Raw genomic sequence first — 21,422 nt, 5'->3', positions numbered from 1 at the left:
TGGGGTCACGGGTTCGAGTCCCGTACGCACCGCACATCGATAGATGTCAAAGGGTTCCGTAGCTCAACTGAATAGAGCATCTGACTACGGATCAGAAGGTTACAGGTTTGAATCCTGTCGGAGTCACTAAAGCATCTTCTTTTCTAAGTAGATGCTTTTTTTATTGTATCCTCCACTTATATTGATTTGACGAATCATTCTACAAACTTGCGCTCTTCTACCTAAAAAGAAGATTTACAGAAAAACAAGAGCAACTGGCTTACTCTAATATACTTCTTATACAACAGGATAGACTTCTCCTACTACATTGTAGTAAGGTTTCCCCCACAACTTTCTTGATCTAAAAACCAAGGACAGAGAAGTGACATACTCTTGATAAACCGTCCTTTTCAGCACTAAATCCATTATGCGTACACTGACCTTTTTAATGGTTCTATTCGCTTACAACCTCGGTGCACAAAATTACATTAAGGTTGATTTTAGCAAACCTTCTTCTACAAAAAGATTTATAGTATATAAGAAAGACAACAGCGAGTTGTTTTCCTGCAAATGTGCCCATGGACAAGGAGGAAAGAGCACAAGAAGCAAACCAGAAATTAGCAATAATGTTGGTAGTAATTGCTCCTCAGTTGGTAAATTTCAAATTGTGGGCTACTACACGAAAGGAGACATAAAATACCTCAGATTAAAAGGATTAAGCCCTACCAACAATAACGCTCTTAAAAGAGGGATTTGTATCCATAATAGTAAAATGGTAACAAGATGGAAATGGATTCCTTTTATCAATCTCCCTTTATCAAACGCTAGTAATGGCTGCTTTGCAATTGACAACGAGAGCATGGATAGAGTTATACAACTATATCAGCAAAAGAAATTAAAGTATCTCTATGCTGAAATGTAACTCAACAAGAAAGAAACTCCGACAGACATCCTTTAGCATAGTTGCTATCCTATGCACTCAGATACAAAACAGTCCAGAAGATAGAAACAACTTAGCTTAAAGAGTTTGAAGGATACTGCCACCCCACCCTATCAATCTAAACCAATACTAATATTGATTAGACGCTCCTCAAAAGAATAATGCTTATGGCTAAAAATACAGAAATTACTGCAAAGCTCTTGTCCTATCGGGTATAAAGTGTTATTTTTGCATGACTAATATGGGGCTGACTGGATTTGACAGCGGTTCGAGGTGGTTAGTAAGCACGCAGTGCGGATGGAAGTGGGCACTATAATCTCGGCTTTCAACAATTTATCTGGCGAAAACAACTTTGCTCTCGCTGCTTAATCGAAGTATAGTAGATTAGCTTCATCCCTTCTCTAGGAGTTGGGACGAGACATCACCCAAGAGCATCCGCTCCTTTGCGTCTTGATTTGGTGGTGCAGTAAGAAGGAGATTGGCAAACCATGCCTCGATGGTTCGCTGAAATTTTAGAGGATACGGCAGCATATTAGGTTGTTTCCATCGCAGTGCTGCCCGACAATTAAAGGGAAACTAAGCGTGTAGAAAGCTAGTTAGCTCTCCGTTTGGACGAGGGTTCAATCCCCTCCAGCTCCACAATCTTCAGCAAGAAGTAACAGGGTTTCTCTGTTACTTCTTTTTTATTCCTCCAACTCAGCTTAATCATACCATGAACACTTTATCCAGAACCAAGATTGCAACAATGAAAGAGAAGCGCAAAAAGATTCTACCTCTTCACATTATACTCTATTTGAGGAGAAACAATTAGGACGCGCTAAACAGCTGTTAGCGCGTCCTACAAAAAGACTAGGAATACAGAACAAGCTCGTAGTTCCTTTCAGAAAACAGGAATATGCTTGTACTTAAATCTTTACACTATGCCTCGCAACTCTTACAACTTACAATATTGCTAAGCAATTCTTTACTGATACTTTGGCTGCGCTGGTAGTACAATCCTTTAACTCCCAACTTCCATGCCTCGATAATGAGTGCATTAACTTCTCGTACAGCAAGGGCAGACGGAATATTGATATTTAGAGACTGCCCTTGATCTATAAATTTCTGACGAATAGAAGCCTGAATGATAAGTTCTCGCTGGGAAATTTCTTTGAAGGTCTTGAACACATCCTTTTCCTCTTCAGTTAGGAAATCAAGATGTTGTACAGAACCCTGGTTGAGCATTATATTACGCCAAACTTCGTCGTTATTCTTACCCTTCTCCTCAAGCAGCGATTCAAGATAACGATTCTTCCGAATGAAATTACCCTTGGAGAGACCAGCTTTATAGTAGTTGGACGAGTAGGGTTCGATGCCAGGAGAAACCTGCCCTAGAATAGAAGAACTAGAAGTCGTAGGAGCTATCGCCAGCACCGTTGTATTGCGATACTTTGTACCTTCAAACTCGGGACATTCGTTGAAAATAGGTGCAGGACCATAAGTTTGGGCCAATGTTAGTGACGCTGCTTTCGCTTCCTCACTAATATGACGGAACACTTGATTCGTCAACGTTTTGGCCTCCATTGATTCAAAAGAAATTCTATTCTTTTGTAAAAGCGAATGCCAACCAAGCACTCCAAGACCAAGCGCACGATGACGTTCAGCGAACTTATTGGCTTGGCGCAAGAAGGGAGAGTCCTTGGTTTTCTCTATGAATTCAGACATCACAGCATCCAAAAACCAAATAGCCAATTGCACCGCATCTGTGTCTTTCCACTCATCCCAAAGCTCAAGATTCATAGAAGAAAGACAACAAACAAAGCTCTCATCTTCTCCATCAGGAAGTTGAATTTCGTTACAGAGATTAGAGTGGGTGATCTCTAGCCCGAGATGCTTGTAGATATCTGGACGAGTAGCATTAACGTTGTCGGAGAATTGGATGTAAGGCAACCCCTTTTGCTGACGACTTTCTAAGACCTTCGCCCAAATCTCTCGCTTCTCTTGATCACCATCAATCATTTCTTGCATCCAATAGTCAGGTACGCACACTGCATAGAAAAGGTTCTGGATGGGGCTACCAATATCTTTAATTTGGAGAAACTCTTTGATATCGGGATGATCAATGTCAAGATAGGCAGCAAAAGAGCCACGGCGAGTTGCCCCTTGCGAGACAGTATCCATAACAGTGTCAAACAAGCGCATGAAAGATACTGCTCCCGATGACTTACCATTATTGGTAATTGCAGCACCACGACCACGCAGATTGCCAAAATAGGCAGAGGTGCCACCACCATGTTTTGTTTGCATCATAACCTCACCCAACTTGATAGTAATACCTTCGATGCTGTCAGGGATGTTACAACCAAAACAAGAGATGGGCAAACCACGAGAAGTACCAAGATTAGACCAGATAGGAGAACTACAACTCATCCAACCTTTGTAGATGAGTTCGGCAAAACGTTCTTGTAATTCAGGTCGATACAAACGGCGTGCAGCAGCACCCGTAATTCGGTCAATAGCATCATGAATCGTTTCGCCATGGAGCAAATATCCGCGATTCAACACAGCTTCCGATTCATCATTATACCACCAAGGTAGGGCTTTAGTCATGGGATAGTGAGAAAGATAGTGAAAAACTTAAATCGTTTTCCTTAGTTTATAATAGGCATAAGCCTCATCTTGAAATAAGCAAAAGTCTTCAGAAAACTTCAGAAAAGACTATTTGCATCGAACGCTTTATCGTGCTTAGTGTAAGCGGTAGGACGCTTTGCAAAGAAGTCATCCAGTTCATTAGCAAAGACATTCTCATCGAACCACAACATGGGCTTATATGCCTCATCACTGATGTTGTAGATTTTGGAATATCCAATCTGAGCTAATGAATTGTCGACCCGATACTTCATAAAGTCGAGCAAGTTTTGCTTAGTGAAAAATTCCAATTCTCCTTCTTCATAAATCCAATCAAGGAGTTCAACCTCATATTCGAGGTAATCTTTCACCGTTTGTTCTACAACATCTTGCGATGGTCTAAGCTCTGGATGTTCCTTAAATATTTGTGTGAGCAAATATACTCCTGCATCTGCATGAGTTTGCTCATCAATCGATGTCCATGCAATGATATTAGAAGTACTTCGCATGTAGCCACGGAAATGTGTAAACGAGAGAATATTCGCAAATTGAGAGAAGAGTGACGAATTCTCAATAACGATGACAAAGAAGAGCAACTTCTCTACAAAGGACTTCTTAGAATTAAAATGCTCTTCTATAAGTCCAAGTTTATGTTTGAAGACAGGAATCTCGATTAACGCTGCAAACTCATCATTATATCCAAGCACCTCAAGCAACTGAGAGTAGGCCATAGCATGGCGGTGTTCACATTCTGAGAATGTAGCTCCCAATCCATTGAACTCTGGTTTTGGTAGATGCTTATAAAGGTCTCCCCAAAAAGTTTTTACAGAGACTTCCACTTGTGCAATGCTGAGCAGACTACGTTTCACCACCTCTTTCTCTGCAGGAGTTAGGTTTGAATGAAAGTTCTGTACATCGGAGGTAAACTCCACTTCACTATGCACCCAAAACGTTTTGTTCATCTTATCGACAAAATCCATCGTCTCGGGGTACTCAAAGGGCTTGAAATTCACCCGTTTATCAAATATTCCCATTATTCGTTCATTTTATTTCTTGCGCAAAGATACGATAAAAATAAAGATTAAACGCATCATTCATGAAAGAAAAAACAGCAAAATTCAAATTGCATTTTGTCCACAATTTTGCTTCCACCAAAGCTTCGAAATCTTGTAACAATTGATTATCTTAGCAACTATCAATGCGCAAGAAATGTATAATCTCTATATATTCTAATATCATGCATTGAACATCTCTAATACCACAGGATTCCTATCATATTAACTACAGTATTTATGCACACTTGCTCACTCATTCTGGTCGTACTTTCTGCGTTACTCTTTCTTTACATTTTTGTATTGGAGACTATTTGTACTACTTCTCTACGTACAGCCCAAACATTTAAAATGTCAATAGATGATCTTTCCAAGAAATCACTAAGGATATTGATGAAGAATCAAGGCGTATACAATGCTCTCATTGGCATTGGCCTTTTGTATGGAACATTCTTTTCACCAAACTCTTGCGAAGTTTCAATCTTATTTTTGAGCTTTGCTATATTTGTTGCTATTTATGGAGCTGTAAGCTCTCAATGAATGATTCTCATAAAACAAGGAGGGCTTCCTATTTTAGCTTTAATCAGCATTATATGCTACAAATAATCTATCAAAGAAATCAAACTTTCAGATTCATCATTCAAGAAATAACGAGAAAACTTTGACGATTTCAGTGAAAATGCTTATCTTCGCGGACAAACCTTTCAAATTTTAATAGCCTATCGAGAAATCTCTACGCATCTATCAATACACAAACATCATTAGTCATGGACAATTACAAGATGATGACCGACCAAATATTGGTGGGTTATTATATGATGGGGTGCAATGAGGCTTTCGACTGCTTGCTGGAACGATATAAGGATAAACTATTTCAATACATTATCGCTCGTGTGCACCAAGAAGATTTGGCCAACGATTTATTTCAAGAAACGTTCGTCAAGGTTATTCTAAATTTAAAACAAGGTAAATATACGGATTCAGGAAAGTTCTATGCGTGGATTACACGTATTGCACACAATCTAATAATAGATTATTTCCGCAATGATTCGGATATAAGATTATCTCCTACAGAATCCAATACTGCTCAGTGGGAAAACATGTTAATGACCCCGCCAGACGATGCCCTCGAATACGAAACGCTTCTTGGACGTTTGGCTTCATTGATTGATTTACTACCACAAGAGCAGCAAGAAGTGGTGCGAATGCGCTATTATCAAGACTATTCTTTCAAAGAGATTGCTGCTCAAACAGGAGTTAGTATTAACACTTCCTTAGGAAGAATGCGTTATGCCTTGCTAAACCTGCGCAAAATAGCACTATCACAACAGGTTATACCAAACTGACCTCCACAAGTAAGACATTAGATCAGCTTCAATACGCAGAATATCAGCTTTTATAAAACATTACTTCTCTCTAAATTCTTTTGAAATATGAGATACTAAAAACGTCATAGGCACGTTATAAGGGTACTAATTTTATTGCTCTTATAACATGCCTATGACTGATTTTACTCCTCTCTCTTCAAAGCCCAGTCCAAAAATTCTTGAACAGATTAAACAATTTGCTCGTGATTGTAGCCAATTCCCCCCAACGACTTCTGACAATTCACTTTTCACCACCTTCCTGTCTGCATCAGCAGTAAATTCATGCTAACTCTAGACCTCTACCCCCAACTATATGAAGAAAATTCTACTCCTTGGTTCAGGAGAACTCGGCAAAGAGTTCACTATTGCAGCCCAACGCTTGGGACAACACGTTATTGCCTGTGACAATTATGCAGGTGCACCTGCTATGCAAGTAGCAGATGAATGCGAAGTATTCTCTATGCTTGATGGTAAAGCACTTGATGCTACAGTAGCAAAACATCAGCCCGATGTGATTATCTGTGAGATTGAAGCCATCCGTACAGAACGTCTCTACGATTACGAACAACAAGGAATCCATGTGGTTCCTTCAGCTCGCGCTGTGAATTTCACGATGAATCGTAAAGCCATTCGTGACTTGGCTGCACAAGATTTAGGACTTAAAACAGCCCAATATTTTTATGCAACAACACTAGAGGAACTTCAGAATGCAGCAGACCAAATTGGTTACCCTTGCATTGTCAAGCCACTTATGTCATCTAGCGGAAAAGGACAGTCTCTTGTCAAAAATGCAAATGAAATTCCCACAGCGTTTGAATATGGCATGGCGGGAAGTCGCGGTGATGTTAAAGAACTCATTGTAGAAGAATTTATCAATTTCGATTACGAGATAACCCTTCTTACCGTAACTCAAGATAATGGTAATACTCTCTTCTGCCCCCCTATTGGTCATGTCCAAAAAGGTGGTGACTACAGAGAAAGCTTCCAACCTTTGGCTATGGAGCCTCAACACTTGGAAGAAGCACAACGCATGGCCAAAGCCATAACAGAAGCACTGACTGGGTCTGGTTTATGGGGAGTAGAATTCTTTATTAGTCGCGAAAATGGTGTTTATTTTAGCGAACTATCTCCCCGCCCGCACGACACAGGTATGGTAACACTTGCTGGAACCCAAAACTTCAATGAGTTTGAGCTACATTGTCGGGCAGCACTTGGTTTACCAATTCCTTGTATCAAGACGTTGCGCAAAGGAGCAAGTGCTGTAATTTTATCCACTGAATCCTCAAGCAATCCCCCCACCTATAAAGGCATTGAGCTTACGTGTGAAGAGGATGCTGATGTGCGCATCTTTGGCAAACCAACAACACGCCCTAATCGTCGCATGGGAGTAGTTGTTGTCAGCGGTGATTTTTCTGAAGATCTTGATGCTATCCGAAACAAAGCCAAACGCCTTGCGAGCTATGTAGAAGTACTAACTCCCACACACAATTAAGCAACTAGAGCTTCAACACTGTGTCTTCGAGTTCCAACTCTTACGCACCACAAACGGCAATACTTGCTATTTGTGGTGCCTTTCATATGTAACGTAAGCTTGATGAATACAATTTAGCTCTATGTAAATAAGATAGCAACGATGGAGAAACTACTGACCTATAAGAATGCTATGTACATACAGCATTTTTTATTCTTCTATAGACTCACGTCCTCCGCCTGAACCTTGTTATTGTCTTTTTCTTATAGACGTTATAGTGTACTCAATGTTTTTTGTTATCTTTGCAGAGAATTAGTCCTACAATATATGTCATAAATCGGCACTTACAACCACTGATAAGGATTAGTACATAAATTATCAGCACACTCTCATATTCATTCCGCGATAATGAAACTTATTTTGATGACGCGTCCCGAATTTTTCGTTGAGGAGCACCAAATACTCACTGCTCTTTTTGACGAAGGACTTGATACGCTTCACCTACGCAAACCTAACTCTGAACCAGTATATTCAGAACGTCTTCTTTCGCTAATTCCTGAGGGTTATCGAAAGAAGATTGTCGTGCATGATCATTTCTACCTTAAACAGGAATATGGCCTTAAAGGTATTCATCTGAGCAACCGTAACACAGAGATAGCACAAAACTATAAAGGACATATTTCTTGTTCTTGTCATAACACACAAGAACTCTCCAGTTGCACAAGCTTTTGTGACTACATGCTATTGGGACCACTCTTTGATTCTCTTGATCAAGATGAGCTTAATCCAGCTCTTTCTATTCAGATGTTGCGCCAAATGGCACAGAAGAAGGTCATCAATAAAAAAGTGATGGCATTTGGCGGTATAGGCCTCAATGATATCCAAGAATTAAGTAACCTCGGTTTTGGAGGATTCGTCATTCTTGGTGATATCTGGAATAGATTCAACATACACTCAAGTAGTGACTACAAAGAAGTCATACATCACTTTCGAAAACTCCGCAAAGCAGTAGACTAAGCTTTTTATAAGCTAGATTGCAATGCTATTGTATCTTTCGTGACTCACTAACTACACATAGGGATTTTCTACAGATTACATCCTTATTGTCTATCTTTACTGACCCAATTCATTCCAAAACCAATACTCACTCTTAACGTAATGAACAGTAAAATGAAAATCTTCTCGGGCACAAAATCACGCTACTTGGCCGAGAAAATTTGCGAAAACCTTGGTTGCTCACTCGGCGATGTAAGTATCACCTATTTTGCCGATGGCGAATTTGAGGTTTGCTACGAAGAATCTATTCGCGGATGCGATGTATTCCTCGTGCAAAGCACTTTCCCATCTACGGACAATCTCATGGAGTTGCTCCTCATGGTTGATGCAGCAAAGCGTGCTTCCGCACGTTCTATCCAAGCTGTTGTACCATACTATGGATGGGCTAGACAAGATCGTAAGAGTAAACCTCGTGTGTCTATTGCTGCCAAGCTCGTAGCTAATATGCTTAGTGTCGCTGGTATCGATAGAATTATGACGATGGATTTACATGCGGACCAAGAGCAAGGATTCTTTGAAGTGCCTGTGGATCATCTGTTTGCATCAACCATTTTGCTCCCTTACGTAAAGAGCTTAAACCTCAAGAATATTTGCATCGCTACTCCTGATGTTGGTGGATCTAAACGTGCAAGCACCTACGCTAAGTACTTAGATTGTCCGATGGTAATTTGCAACAAGACACGCAAACGCGCAAACGAGGTAGATTCAATGGAAGTGATTGGTGATGTCACTGGCATGGATGTAGTCCTAGTAGATGATATGGTAGACACAGCAGGCACAATCACGAAAGCAGCCGATTTGCTTAAATCTAAAGGTGCTAATTCGGTACGTGCTATGGCTTCGCACTGCATCATGTCAGGCCCTGCTGACGAACGCGTTGAATCAAGTGCTCTTGAAGAGATTGTTTTCACGGATTCAATCCCCTACAATGGTAGCTCCTCTAAAGTAAAACAGCTCACTGTTGGCCCTCTTTTTGCTGAGACTATCCGTCGAGTACTTAAAAACGAAAGCATTAGCAGCCAATACCTCATCTAATTCTTTCTTATTACCACAAAATTTCGGTGGGACTTTGTACAGCACTTAATTGAACAAGAAGCTTTCAGCATGTATTCTCTAACATCGCTTTACTCTTCTCGAATCTCAATAGTAGCGGTAGAGAGTTCCACCGCAATTATATCACAACGGATAAAATAAGCCTTCCTCTGCCCAATAAGATTCTCCGTTAAACTATCAATTCTTTTCGACTATGCGTCGCAAATTCATCTTAACCCTTTGGACACTATTGATCAGCGGTTTACTTCTCACAGCACTCGCATTCGTTGGAATCGAACGCGGGTGGATAGGATACATGCCTGATTTACAGGAAATCCAAAGCCCTATCAATAAATTTGCGTCACAAGCCTTTACGTCGGATGGCGTTCTTCTTGGCACCTGGTCACGCAATGAAAACCGCGTTTTCGTAGCGCAAGATAGTATATCACCTCACCTCATTAATGCACTTGTAGCTACGGAAGACGAACGTTTCTATAGCCATTCTGGAGTAGATGCTAAAGCACTAGGACGTGCTGTTATTAAACGCGGCCTAATGGGGCAACATAATGCAGGAGGAGGCTCTACAATTACTCAACAACTAGCTAAACAATTATATTCATCAACAGCCAAAAGTACACTAGAACGTTTACTCCAAAAACCTATTGAATGGGTGATTGCTGTTGAAATAGAGCGTTACTATACTAAAGATGAGATAATAACACTGTACCTCAACTACTTTGATTTCTTACACAATGCTGTTGGTATTAAAACTGCAGCAAGTGTATACTTTGGAAAATCTGCCAATAATTTATCCATCAATGAGGCTGCAACTCTCATTGGTATGTGTAAGAATCCCTCCTATTTCAACCCTGTTCGAGACTTAGAGAGATGCCGTCAACGCCGCAACGTGGTTCTAGGTCAAATGGTGAAAGCAGGCTACTTGAGTGCAGACAGCTGCGCCCAATTAAGTGCAGCCCCACTCGTTCTCAATTTCCATAGGGTTGACCACAAGGAAGGCAAAGCAGCCTATCTACGCGAATACCTTCGACAGATTTTAATGGCAGATCAACCCAAACGTGAGAACTATCGAGAATGGCAATTGCAACAGTATTATGCCGACTCTTTATCGTGGGAGACCGATCCACTTTACGGCTGGTGCAAGAAAAACAAAAAGCGTGATGGCACTAATTATGACATCTATACCGATGGACTAAAAGTGTATACAACGATTGATTCTCGTATGCAAAGCTATGCAGAATCAGCAGTGTTTAATCACGTTGCCCTTGCTTTACAACCAGAGTTCAATCTTAAGCGAATGTCTTTCCCAAACTTTCCTTACTCCAACAACCTTAACACGAAACAAATTAAGCAGATTTTCAATCGTGCAATGAGACAAAGCGAACGTTACCGCACGATGAAACTAGCAGGAGCAAGCGACGAAGAAATAGAGTCTGCTTTCAAAGTAAAGATACCGATGACAGTTTACAGCTATCACGGAGATGTAGACACTATTATGTCCCCAATGGACTCTATTCGCTATTATAAATCATTCCTGCGGTCTGGACTAGTATCTATTGATCCAAGCAATGGATATGTCAAGGCCTATGTTGGAGGCTTGCGATACTCACAGTTCCAATACGACATGGCCATGGTGGGGCGTCGTCAAATCGGTTCTACTATGAAACCATTTGTTTTTGCACTAGCAATGGAAGATGGATATACACCAGAAAGTCTGATTTCAAATGGCCAACGCACCTATCGCGTAGCAGGGACTTCATGGACGCCACGCAATGCAAACCATGCTCGTGCAGGTCAAATGGTTACTCTGAAATGGGGACTATCACAATCTAGCAACTGGGCAACAGCAAATTTGATGAATCAAGTGGATCAGAGCGGTAACCGCCTAGTCCGCTTACTCCATAGTTTTGGCATTGCCAACAAGGATATTCATCCGTCAATGGCCCTCTGCTTAGGTCCTTGCGACATAACTGTGAGTGAAATGGCCTCAGCATACACAGCTTTCGTCAATAGCGGTTTACGATGTGCTCCAATACTGGTTAGTAAAATAGAAGACAGTGAAGGCAATGTAATCGCAGAGTTCACTCCTAGAATGAGCGAAGTTGTCACAGAACAAACCAGCCGTTACATCATCGAAATGATGCGTGCTGTAGTTGATCAAGGAACGGCTAAACGACTACGTTTCAAATACAACCTAACAGGGCCAATTGCAGGTAAAACTGGTACAACAAACAATAATTCAGACGGCTGGTTTGTTGGTTGTGTACCACAACTCGTCACAGCTTGCTGGGTTGGAGGAGAAGACCGAGACATTCACTTCAATTCAACCTCCATGGGGCAAGGTGCTTCTACAGCACTTCCCATTTGGGCTTATTACATGACTAAAATATATCGTAACAAAGCTTTGGGATATAACCCTAATACAGACTTTTATCCAAGTGATACAGAAACAGCAACAGAGTTATCTTCAAAAGATGACTCTTCCAATGCACAAAGCTCCCCTACCAACCATATTAGAACCCCAAATGAAAGGACTTCCGTCAAAGAAAAGAATAACGGAGGTGATAACGTTTTTCGGTAACGACTTACTTTTATATCTCAGTATTTTTATAGAAATTCCCAAACTTTTTCCTAGAATTCTCTCACTATAAGACTCATATTTCATGAAATTTATTGCTATCATACCAGCGCGCTACGCCTCAACCCGTTTTCCAGGAAAACCATTAGCACTTCTAGGAGGGATTCCTATTATTCAGCATGTCTATGAGCGTGTATCTAAAATAATTCCAGACACCTTTGTAGCCACTGATGACGAAAGGATTGGCCATACTGTAGACTCTTTTGGCGGTAAATATGTCATGACTTCAGTCCACCACCATAGCGGTACAGATCGTTGTGAAGAGGCTGTTAGTAAAACAGGCGTTTCTGCCGATATAGTCATCAATGTGCAAGGCGATGAACCTTTTATCACAGCAGACCAGATTAAAACACTATGTCAATGTTTCGATGATTCCAACACAGATATAGCAACGCTAGTTAAGCCTTTCACTCCAGACATGGGATATGAAGCTTTGAAGAATCCCAATTCTCCCAAAGTCGTAATAGACGAAAACAACCGAGCGCTATACTTCTCACGTTCCATCATACCTTACCTCCGAGGTATAGACGAATCCGATTGGCTCTTACACCATACCTTCTATAAACACATAGGCCTCTATGCTTATCGACGCTCTGTACTCAGTGAGATAACCCAACTATCCCCAGGAATACTAGAACAAGCTGAAAGTTTAGAACAACTACGCTGGCTCGAAAACGGCTACTGTATTCGAGTAGGAAAAACTGATGTTGAAACTATAGGAATTGACACTCCTGAAGACCTACAACATGCCGCAGACTTCTTAATCCGACAAGCTCAAAAAAACTATTGAAAGTTTTGTAGTCTCAAGAAGAAAAGCTATCTTTGCGCATACTAACAAATGAGGATTTCTCTCAAATGTTTAAGATTCTCTCTATATATTTCATTATGCGTAAATACCTTTTTATCACCCTAGCCACTGCATTGTTTACATTGTCGGCCAATGCAGACGATGGACTGTCTGTAAAATCGTTCCGATGGAAAGATGGAGACTATGTAGGTGATGCCACCAAGAATGTCCCTAATGGAAAAGGACGTTGGGTAATGAACAATGGTGACGTATATGAAGGCGAGTTTTTCAAAGGGAAACGTCAAGGATATGGTATCCTTACCCTCAAATCGGGAGAGAAATACGAAGGCCAATGGTTCAATAACGAGCAGCATGGTCGAGGCGTATATTACTACATAAACAACAATCGCTATGACGGCCTTTGGTACCGTGATTACAAAGAAGGAAAGGGCACGATGTACTATTACAATGGTGATGTCTACACTGGCGATTGGAAAGATGATAAGCGCAATGGCGAAGGCATTTACACCTATGTCAGTGGCGCATCATACAAAGGCCATTGGGTCAATGATAAAAAGCAAGGTAAAGGCTCTTTCGACTGGTTTGATGGCACCAAATACGAAGGGAACTGGTTCAATAACCAACGAAATGGTTATGGAACATACTATTATGCCGATGGTGACATGTATGTAGGTGATTGGAAAGATGACAATCAGCATGGCAAAGGAATCTATAAGTTCAAAAATGGAGATATTTATGAAGGTCAATATCAAAATGGAGAACGTACAGGTGAAGGTATTACCAATTTTGCCAATGGTGACAAATACACTGGCCGTTTCCTAAATGGGGAACAAAGTGGCCAAGGCACCTACATCTGGAAAGGAAAAGCGACATACACTGGTCAATGGAAATCTGACAAACCAGATGGTCGTGGCGTCTACAAGACCAAAGCAGGTGACAACTACGATGGCACTTGGAAGAATGGCATGATGGATGGTGAAGGCGTTCTCCACACTGCGCAAGGGGAGCGATACAAAGGTCAGTTCAAAGATAACCAAAAGCATGGCTCTTGTATAGAAATTACAGCAGATGGGACTAGGTTTGAAGGAACTTATGATCGAGGCGAGCGCCATGGCAACTTTATCGAATATGACAAAAATGGCAATAAGATAGCAGCTGGTTCATATAATCATGGAAGGAGAACAGAATCATTCCATAGATAATGATTCTTATTTGAAGAATTCATCATAAAAGAATCAGAAACGACTTGCAAATAGCTACCTAAGTTAGCATCAATGCACTTTGCAGCCGTGTTTCCTACCTAGCTTTTCTTAAGACCTTATCCTACAACAACGCATACCTGATATGAAAGCTACCTCAACAAAGATGGCCTCTACTGAGGCTGCGGTTAGCCAAAAGAAAGCGAGCAGAAAAATGCCCCTTCTAAAAATTGTGAAGAACGACGAATGGCTTGTTCCTTTCCAAGAAGCTATTGTCGGAAGACACCAATACGCCCTTTCCAAAATTGAGGAGCTCACACAAAACCAGCAAACTTTATCAGAGTTTGCCATGGGGCATCACTTCTTTGGTCTTCACCGCTCAGGTAAACAATGGATTTTTCGTGAATGGGCTCCCAATGCCACGCGTATTTTTTTAGTTGGTGACTTCAATAATTGGGAAGAATCATCAGAATACGAACTTTCTCGTGTAGGCTTCAATGGGAATTGGGAAGTAAAACTCCCAGCAAAAGCCATGCATCATGGAGATCTTTATAAACTTCACGTCTATTGGGAAGGTGGACAAGGAGAACGCATTCCGTCTTATGCAACACGAGTGGTGCAAGATGAACAAACTAAGATTTTCTCTGCACAAGTTTGGGCTCCTAAAGAAGTCTATCATTTCAAGACAACCAATTTTAAGCCCAATAAGAATCCGCTTCTTATCTACGAGTGTCACATTGGCATGGCTCAAGATGCGGAAAAAGTTGGTACGTACAACGAGTTCCGCGAAAACATCCTCCCTCGTGTCATTGCCGATGGATATAATTGTATCCAGATTATGGCAATACAAGAACATCCGTATTATGGATCTTTTGGTTATCATATCTCAAGTTTTTTTGCAGCTTCTTCCCGCTGCGGTACTCCAGAAGAGCTCAAACAACTCATAGACGAAGCACACCAGCATGGAATCGCAGTTATCATGGACTTAGTGCATAGTCATGCCGTAAAAAACGAAGTCGAAGGGCTAGGCAATTTTGCTGGAGACCCCCACCAATACTTTTATACAGGCGACAAACGCGAGCATCCTGCATGGGACTCACTTTGCTTTGACTATGGCAAAAACGAAGTTCTACACTTTCTTCTCTCCAATTGTCGTTATTGGCTTGAAGAGTATCAATTCGATGGATTTAGATTTGATGGAGTCACATCCATGCTCTATTACAGTCATGGACTAGGTGAGTCATTTGGAAGTTATAGTGACTATTTCAATGGACACCAAGATGACAATGCAATTTGCTATCTCACTCTTGCTAACGAAGTCATCCACCAAGTTAATCCCAATGCTATTACCATAGCAGAAGAAGTTAGCGGTATGCCAGGCCTTGCTCTCCCCTTTAAAGAAGGTGGCTATGGTTTTGATTATCGTATGGCGATGAATGTGCCAGACTATTGGATTAAGACGATTAAAGAACTTAAGGACGAAGACTGGAAGCCTTCCTCTATCTTTTGGGAATTAACCAATCGCCGTGCTGATGAGCATAATATCTCCTACGCAGAAAGTCACGACCAAGCATTAGTTGGAGACAAAACGATTATTTTCCGCCTTATCGATGCAGATATGTATTGGCATTTCCGTAAGGGAGACGAAAATGATCGTGCAACACGAGGTATTGCACTCCACAAAATGATTCGTTTAGTCACGGCATCTACTATCAATGGAGGTTATCTGAATTTCATGGGTAATGAATTTGGACATCCCGAATGGATAGACTTCCCTCGTGAAGGCAATGGGTGGAGTCATAAATATGCACGACGTCAATGGCATTTAGTAGATGACAAAGAGTTATGCTACCATTTCTTGGGGGATTTTGACAAGGCTATGCTTCAAACGCTTAAGTTAGAACGTAATATCCAAAAACTTCCAGTGGTCGAGATATGGCACAACGATGGTGATCAGATTTTAGCCTTCCAACGTGGAGATTTACTCTTCGTGTTCAATTTCTCACCTACAACATCCTATACAGATTATGGTTTCATGGTGAAAAAGGGTGCATACTCGGTAGTACTTAATACTGATAACCCAGATTTTGGTGGATATGGCCTCACCGATGACACCATCACCCACTTCACCAATGAAGACCCCATCCTGGAAGCAGATGGTAAAGGTTGGCTACAACTCTATATTCCTGCGCGTTCAGCGGTGGTACTCCGCAAAAAATAATTCATGAAGCCTATCTTTACTTCCGACCGAAGAGTGCGTATTATTCAATACGCACTCTTCGGGGTGTTTATCTTCCACTTCACAGCAGTACTTCATGCTGAAGACTTATTGGTTTGGGCTTTAGGTGTAACACCAACTCTGACCAGACAATACTTGCTTGCACATCCACAATTCATTGGTGGAATCACTACCCTTCTCTTCCTTCCCGTTTTTATTTGGACAAACGAACGATGGAAATGGGTATCTCGGTTTGGAAGTAATCTTCGTCAATTTACAGCCATCTTTTTGACTTTCTTTTGTCTCGGGATTATCATCCCAGCTGATGAACAAAAAACCTTGGAACGTCAAACGGCGAGGCTATTTGCTATAGGTTTAAAAGACAAAGCCTTCAAGGTGGGCAGCAACTACCCTTTCACAACAGCAAATTTGCAAGCACTTCGCCTACAATCTCTCGGAACTAATAGTCGTATAGGTAATCATCTGTTTGAACAACCATTGCATTATTATAATGCTCAACAACGTCATACAGCCCTTCAACAGCTTTCTAATCCTGTTACCCAAGGAGGACTAAATTATGCTGAGCAACCCACAAGAATACAACCTGAGCAACTCTACATTTCAGCTCTTTTAGAAGGAAATCTGACTTTGTTTGCTAGAGAATTACCCAATTATTACTTTAAACAACTCCCTCCTTCTCAAGTACCGCTGTTTTATCGTCAAGCGTTATTACTCTACATGCGCCTGAACACACGTCCAATAATCAATTTTGCAGATGATGCTACAGAAGCTAACTATCGGGATTTTATGGAGCAACAACGTAAACTTCGACAGCAATATCCTCCTACTGGCAATGAACCCTATAGTATATCGGAGAAAAACAAGATGAGCTTCTTTTTTGGTAACACATATTGGTACTACTACTTTTATGAAGTACCTCATTCTTAGTAATTCTACGGTTTATCTTACACCACTAGACCTCTTTCATCTCTCACAAAAATGGATCATATATATCGCCGCGATGTGCTTGATTTTGTTACTATCGCCACTGAATTTTGCAAACAAGTAGAACAATGCTCAGGCAGCGAGCGCAGTGAATTTGTAAGCGTTATGCAAAGACTACTTCCTATGATATACTTAAAAGCCACTATGGTAGAAGAAGTGGAAGAAGGTATCGGATATGTAGATCCAGCCGTAACAGAAGAAGATTACGAATACATCCGTACGCAAATTGCAGCCATTATGCGAGACGCGGATGATTATCTTGATGTATTTGTTGAGAGTTTCCGATACTCAGACGCCCCCGTTGTGTGCACCGTTAGTGAAAGTTTAGCAGATGTCTATCAAGCACTCCGTAATATGATAGAAGCATTTCGACGTGAGATAGACGAAGCAATAGAGGTTGCACTCTTCGATTGTCTCGAAGACTTTAAACTTCGCTGGGGACAACTCATATTAGGAGCTACTCGCGCCATACACGAACTTATTGCTTCTGGACAAGTCGATGAACTTTAGTGCTTTTGTGCACAATTATTATCTAAAACATCATGCAGGAACTCTTTGTTCGTACCGATAAGAAACTAATTCCTACCCTACCGCGCTATACATTTGAAGGTCGCATCATTGTAATACAGAGTGAAAATGAAGCTAATCGTGCTGTAGCTTTCCTTCGAACCCAAAAAATTGTAGGCATAGATACAGAAACTCGCCCCTCATTTCGTAGAGGCCAGCAACACAAAGTTGCTCTAATTCAAATTGCCACTCCCGACATCTGCTTTCTTTTCCGCCTCAACTATATGGGGTTTCCTGATAGCTTAATCAAGCTTTTAGAAGACACTCAGATTGCTAAGGTTGGCCTCTCCCTTAAGGATGATATTCACCAATTAGAACAGAGATATCCAGGATTTAGTCCACAGCATTTCATTGATTTACAGCAAATAGCGACTCGCATGGGGATAGAAGACATGAGCCTAGCAAAACTCTTTGCAAACTTTTTTCGCCAGCGAATCTCTAAGAATGCGCAATTATCCAACTGGGAAGCTGATGCCCTTGATGAGAAGCAACGTGTCTATGCAGCTACTGATGCTAGTGCTTGCTTACTATTGTACTCTAGAATGCAAGAGCTCGTCAGCAATAAGCAATATCAACTAATTTCCGTCTCCTAATCTCCCTACAGACCATCTATGATAACTCTTCAACTCCGCAGAGGTAAAGCAGAAAGTATAAAACGTTTCCATCCCTGGATTTTTTCAGGAGCTATACAAGGAACACAACCTCGTAATCAACATATCGAAGAAGGAGAAATTGTCCGCATTGTTGACCATGAGGGAGTGTTTATTGCACTTGGTCATTATCAAATTGGCTCTATTGCCGTCCGTATACTTAGTTTCGACGAAATAGCCATTGATACAAACTTTTGGGTATCACGACTACGGCAAGCTTTTCGTATGCGCGCAAATCTTGGCTATACGAATCGCAAGGATGAACACAGCATCTATCGTCTTGTACATGGAGAAGGTGATCAATTGCCAGGCTTAATTGTTGATATTTTTGGAGAAACAGCCGTGATGCAAGCCCACTCTGTAGGTATGCATGTATGTCGAGAATATATTGCGGATGCGCTTCTTGTCGCAACCGATGGACAGATTAAGAATGTGTACTATAAAAGCGAGACAACTCTTCCATATAAAGCAGGTCTCGGTCAAGAGAATGGTTTTTTGCGAGGAAACACAACAGAGAATATTGCCCTTGAAAATGGGCTTAAGTTCCACATTGACTGGCTTCATGGACAGAAAACAGGTTTCTTCATTGACCAGCGCGACAATCGTGCACTTTTAGAGCATTACAGTCGCGGTAAGAATGTTCTCAATATGTTTTGCTACACAGGTGGATTCTCCGTTTATGCAATGCGCGGGGCAGCAAATCTAGTTCATAGTGTAGATGTGAGTGCAAAAGCCATCGAACTTACTCGACAGAATGTTGGGCTCAATTTTCCGAACGATACGCGTCACGATGCATTTGCAGAAGATGCTTTCAAGTATCTTCAACGCGCAGGAAGCGACTATGATCTCATTGTACTTGATCCCCCAGCGTTTGCAAAGCACAAAGATGCTTTACGTAATGCACTTAAGGGTTATACCCGCCTCAACGCCGCTGCCTTCTCCAAGATTCGTCCTGGCGGCATCGTGTTTACCTTCTCATGCTCGCAAGCTGTCAACAAAGATCAATTCAGACTTGCAGTTTTCACAGCTGCAGCTCAGAGTAAACGCCATGTTCGTATCCTTCATCAACTCCACCAACCTGCAGATCACCCCATCAACATCTACCATCCGGAAGGAGAATATCTCAAGGGTTTAGTACTCTATGTTGAATAAAAATGAAACAACATTTGTTCAAATCGTAAAAAATCACTACCTTTGCTGCCGAATTCAAGTGACTTCATTTTTATGAAGTCACAAGATAGTATGGTTCCGTAGCTCAGTTGGATTAGAGCAACAGCCTTCTAAGCTGTGGGTCTTGGGTTCGAACCCCAACGGAATCACTGAGGGAAGCATTAGATAATCTAATGCTTCCCTCTTTTTTATAGCAACAATCTGCACTTCATTCCTTCTGCATCTTCCTCTAAAACTAAATACTTTCGTCATCCAGTAACGATATTTCCCGGTGATTCCTAAGTTATGCTACTACAATTACCATAAATTTTGCTTACCTTTGCACCACAACATAATTTCAAGCTCACCATGACACGCCAAGAACTCATTGACAACATTCGTCGCAAGCAGAGCTTCCTCTGCGTAGGCCTCGACACAGACCTCAAAAAGATTCCTCAGCATCTCCTTAAAGAGGAAGATCCCATCTTCACTTTCAACAAAGCTATTATCGATGCTACAGCTCCTTATTGCGTAGCCTATAAGCCCAATCTCGCATTCTATGAATGCTTCGGTTTGGAAGGTTGGAAAGCCTTTGAAAAAACCATAGACTATATCAAGACCCACTATCCCGATCAGTTCATCATTGCCGATGCTAAACGTGGAGATATAGGAAACACTTCTGCCATGTATGCGCGTTGCTTCTTTGAGGAGACTGGAGTAGATTCACTCACTGTGGCCCCATATATGGGCGAAGACTCTATAACGCCATTCTTACAATATGAAGGTAAATGGGTGATTCTTTTAGCTCTCACTTCCAACAAAGGCAGTCACGACTTCCAGCTCACAGCTGATGCAAAAGGCGAACGTCTCTTTGAAAAAGTCGTACGTACTAGTCAACAGTGGGGCAACGCCGATCAACTTATGTATGTAGTAGGAGCTACACAAGGTAAACTATTTGAAGACATTCGACGCATTGTTCCAGAACATTTCCTGCTAGTTCCAGGCGTTGGTGCGCAAGGTGGGTCACTTGAAGACGTATGCAAATATGGTATGAACAAAGACTGTGGTTTGTTGGTAAACTCTAGCAGAGCCATCATATACGCCGACAGTAGTGAACAATTCGCTCAAGCTGCTCGATGTGCTGCACAAGATGTTCAACAACAGATGGCCAAGATTTTAGAGAGCATCTCATAATCAGATAGCAAATTAGAGAGCATCTCATAATCAGATAGCAAAAACACCTTCTATCGTTAAGAGCTTATATAGGCTACGACACCAAGGTTATTGAATAATATAACCAGCTCTCTATCAAAGTATATTCAAGCCCAAAGTCCTATATTGTAAGGATTTTGGGCTTTTATCCGTCTTAAGGTTTCCCAACTCTCACTATTAATGCTGTCCAGTAATTATTACACTTGTTCTTTTACCAAACAGCAATAAATAAAAAAATTATTGCTGTCTGGTAAACTTCTAAACGGCACACGAAAGCTTCCCGAAGTCCTTTAGAGTAGGACTTCGGGCTTTCTTTTTCAAAAAGCAAGCCCCCGAAGATCAAGGTATTGTCCGCAAATAGAGTGTAGCGTTCCAACAGGGAGGCATAAACCTTGGCTAAGAATTCTTGCAATCGCCGCAGGTTGGCTTCTGCAAGTGTGCTGCGACGGACAAC

17 protein-coding genes, 3 tRNA genes, 1 other RNA gene and 1 pseudogene (1 of these 22 cut by a window edge) are annotated in these 21,422 nt (G+C 41.3%); 19 read left to right on the top strand and 3 right to left on the bottom strand.

Annotated elements, in window-relative coordinates:
* The 4 genes from HMPREF9999_RS06110 to ssrA form a co-directional block, all read left to right on the top strand.
* Positions 1 to 32, top strand: a tRNA-OTHER gene (locus HMPREF9999_RS06110) (it extends 54 nt beyond the left edge of the window).
* Positions 33 to 52: 20 nt separating this feature from the next.
* Positions 53 to 126, top strand: a tRNA-Arg gene (locus HMPREF9999_RS06105).
* A 280-nt stretch (positions 127 to 406) separates the two neighbouring features.
* Complete coding sequence (locus tag HMPREF9999_RS06100; RefSeq protein WP_052316490.1) at positions 407 to 901, top strand: murein L,D-transpeptidase catalytic domain-containing protein; 495 nt, start codon at positions 407 to 409, stop codon at positions 899 to 901.
* A 261-nt stretch (positions 902 to 1,162) separates the two neighbouring features.
* Positions 1,163 to 1,561, top strand: a transfer-messenger RNA (tmRNA) gene (gene ssrA, locus HMPREF9999_RS10100).
* A 276-nt stretch (positions 1,562 to 1,837) separates the two neighbouring features.
* On the opposite strand, the gene HMPREF9999_RS06095 is transcribed toward ssrA, so the two are convergent.
* Both HMPREF9999_RS06095 and HMPREF9999_RS06090 read right to left on the bottom strand, forming a co-directional pair.
* Positions 1,838 to 3,508 carry a ribonucleoside-diphosphate reductase subunit alpha gene (locus HMPREF9999_RS06095; RefSeq protein WP_009437630.1) on the bottom strand — a complete coding sequence of 557 codons (1,671 nt, stop codon included), beginning with the start codon at positions 3,506 to 3,508 and terminating at the stop codon, positions 1,838 to 1,840.
* Positions 3,509 to 3,606: 98 nt separating this feature from the next.
* Positions 3,607 to 4,560, bottom strand: a complete 954-nt coding sequence (locus HMPREF9999_RS06090) for a ribonucleotide-diphosphate reductase subunit beta (protein ID WP_009437629.1) — start codon at positions 4,558 to 4,560, stop codon at positions 3,607 to 3,609.
* Between the two features lie 258 nt (positions 4,561 to 4,818).
* On the opposite strand from HMPREF9999_RS06090, the gene HMPREF9999_RS06085 reads away from it, so the two are divergent.
* The 15 genes from HMPREF9999_RS06085 (at position 4,819) to pyrF (ending at position 20,950) form a co-directional block, all read left to right on the top strand.
* Positions 4,819 to 5,118, top strand: a complete 300-nt coding sequence (locus tag HMPREF9999_RS06085; protein WP_044063232.1) for a DUF1304 domain-containing protein — start codon at positions 4,819 to 4,821, stop codon at positions 5,116 to 5,118.
* A 227-nt stretch (positions 5,119 to 5,345) separates the two neighbouring features.
* Positions 5,346 to 5,924 (top strand): RNA polymerase sigma factor, encoded by a 579-nt coding sequence (locus HMPREF9999_RS06080; RefSeq protein WP_009437626.1) that lies wholly within the window; start codon positions 5,346 to 5,348, stop codon positions 5,922 to 5,924.
* Between the two features lie 334 nt (positions 5,925 to 6,258).
* Entirely contained in the window at positions 6,259 to 7,437 is a 1,179-nt protein-coding gene (gene purT, locus HMPREF9999_RS06075) for a formate-dependent phosphoribosylglycinamide formyltransferase (RefSeq protein ID WP_009437624.1), read from the top strand.
* A 387-nt stretch (positions 7,438 to 7,824) separates the two neighbouring features.
* Entirely contained in the window at positions 7,825 to 8,433 is a 609-nt protein-coding gene (locus tag HMPREF9999_RS06070) for a thiamine phosphate synthase (protein ID WP_009437623.1), read from the top strand.
* A 141-nt stretch (positions 8,434 to 8,574) separates the two neighbouring features.
* Positions 8,575 to 9,507: a ribose-phosphate pyrophosphokinase gene (locus tag HMPREF9999_RS06065; RefSeq protein ID WP_009437622.1), complete on the top strand. Its 933-nt coding sequence runs from the start codon at positions 8,575 to 8,577 to the stop codon at positions 9,505 to 9,507.
* Between the two features lie 211 nt (positions 9,508 to 9,718).
* The gene (locus tag HMPREF9999_RS06060) at positions 9,719 to 12,103 is read left to right on the top strand and encodes a transglycosylase domain-containing protein (protein ID WP_009437621.1); all 2,385 of its coding nucleotides are present in this window, start codon (positions 9,719 to 9,721) and stop codon (positions 12,101 to 12,103) included.
* Between the two features lie 82 nt (positions 12,104 to 12,185).
* Positions 12,186 to 12,950 (top strand): 3-deoxy-manno-octulosonate cytidylyltransferase, encoded by a 765-nt coding sequence (gene kdsB, locus HMPREF9999_RS06055; protein WP_009437620.1) that lies wholly within the window; start codon positions 12,186 to 12,188, stop codon positions 12,948 to 12,950.
* A 95-nt stretch (positions 12,951 to 13,045) separates the two neighbouring features.
* Positions 13,046 to 14,170 (top strand): phosphatidylinositol-4-phosphate 5-kinase, encoded by a 1,125-nt coding sequence (locus HMPREF9999_RS06050; protein WP_044063301.1) that lies wholly within the window; start codon positions 13,046 to 13,048, stop codon positions 14,168 to 14,170.
* A 163-nt stretch (positions 14,171 to 14,333) separates the two neighbouring features.
* Positions 14,334 to 16,388 (top strand): alpha amylase C-terminal domain-containing protein, encoded by a 2,055-nt coding sequence (locus HMPREF9999_RS06045; RefSeq protein ID WP_232301291.1) that lies wholly within the window; start codon positions 14,334 to 14,336, stop codon positions 16,386 to 16,388.
* A gap of 3 nt (positions 16,389 to 16,391) precedes the next feature.
* Positions 16,392 to 17,333: a hypothetical protein gene (locus HMPREF9999_RS06040; protein WP_009437617.1), complete on the top strand. Its 942-nt coding sequence runs from the start codon at positions 16,392 to 16,394 to the stop codon at positions 17,331 to 17,333.
* Between the two features lie 51 nt (positions 17,334 to 17,384).
* Positions 17,385 to 17,900, top strand: coding sequence for a DUF5063 domain-containing protein (locus HMPREF9999_RS06035; RefSeq protein WP_009437616.1), 516 nt, complete (start codon positions 17,385 to 17,387; stop codon positions 17,898 to 17,900).
* 32 nt (positions 17,901 to 17,932) lie between these two features.
* The gene (locus HMPREF9999_RS06030) at positions 17,933 to 18,550 is read left to right on the top strand and encodes a 3'-5' exonuclease (protein WP_009437615.1); all 618 of its coding nucleotides are present in this window, start codon (positions 17,933 to 17,935) and stop codon (positions 18,548 to 18,550) included.
* An 18-nt stretch (positions 18,551 to 18,568) separates the two neighbouring features.
* Entirely contained in the window at positions 18,569 to 19,759 is a 1,191-nt protein-coding gene (locus HMPREF9999_RS06025; RefSeq protein WP_009437614.1) for a class I SAM-dependent rRNA methyltransferase, read from the top strand.
* 92 nt (positions 19,760 to 19,851) lie between these two features.
* A tRNA-Arg gene (locus HMPREF9999_RS06020) sits at positions 19,852 to 19,926 on the top strand.
* A 199-nt stretch (positions 19,927 to 20,125) separates the two neighbouring features.
* Positions 20,126 to 20,950: an orotidine-5'-phosphate decarboxylase gene (pyrF, locus tag HMPREF9999_RS06015; RefSeq protein ID WP_009437613.1), complete on the top strand. Its 825-nt coding sequence runs from the start codon at positions 20,126 to 20,128 to the stop codon at positions 20,948 to 20,950.
* 229 nt (positions 20,951 to 21,179) lie between these two features.
* Here pyrF and HMPREF9999_RS10615 read toward each other — a convergent pair.
* Positions 21,180 to 21,422: pseudogene (locus tag HMPREF9999_RS10615) on the bottom strand (hypothetical protein); the annotation flags it as partial.

Origin of the sequence: Alloprevotella sp. oral taxon 473 str. F0040 (assembly GCF_000318095.2) — a bacterium.
In the GTDB taxonomy this organism is placed as follows: Bacteria; Bacteroidota; Bacteroidia; order Bacteroidales; family Bacteroidaceae; genus Alloprevotella.
Note: the sequence above shows the minus strand (reverse complement) of the source record. Positions and strands in the feature narration are given on the sequence as shown.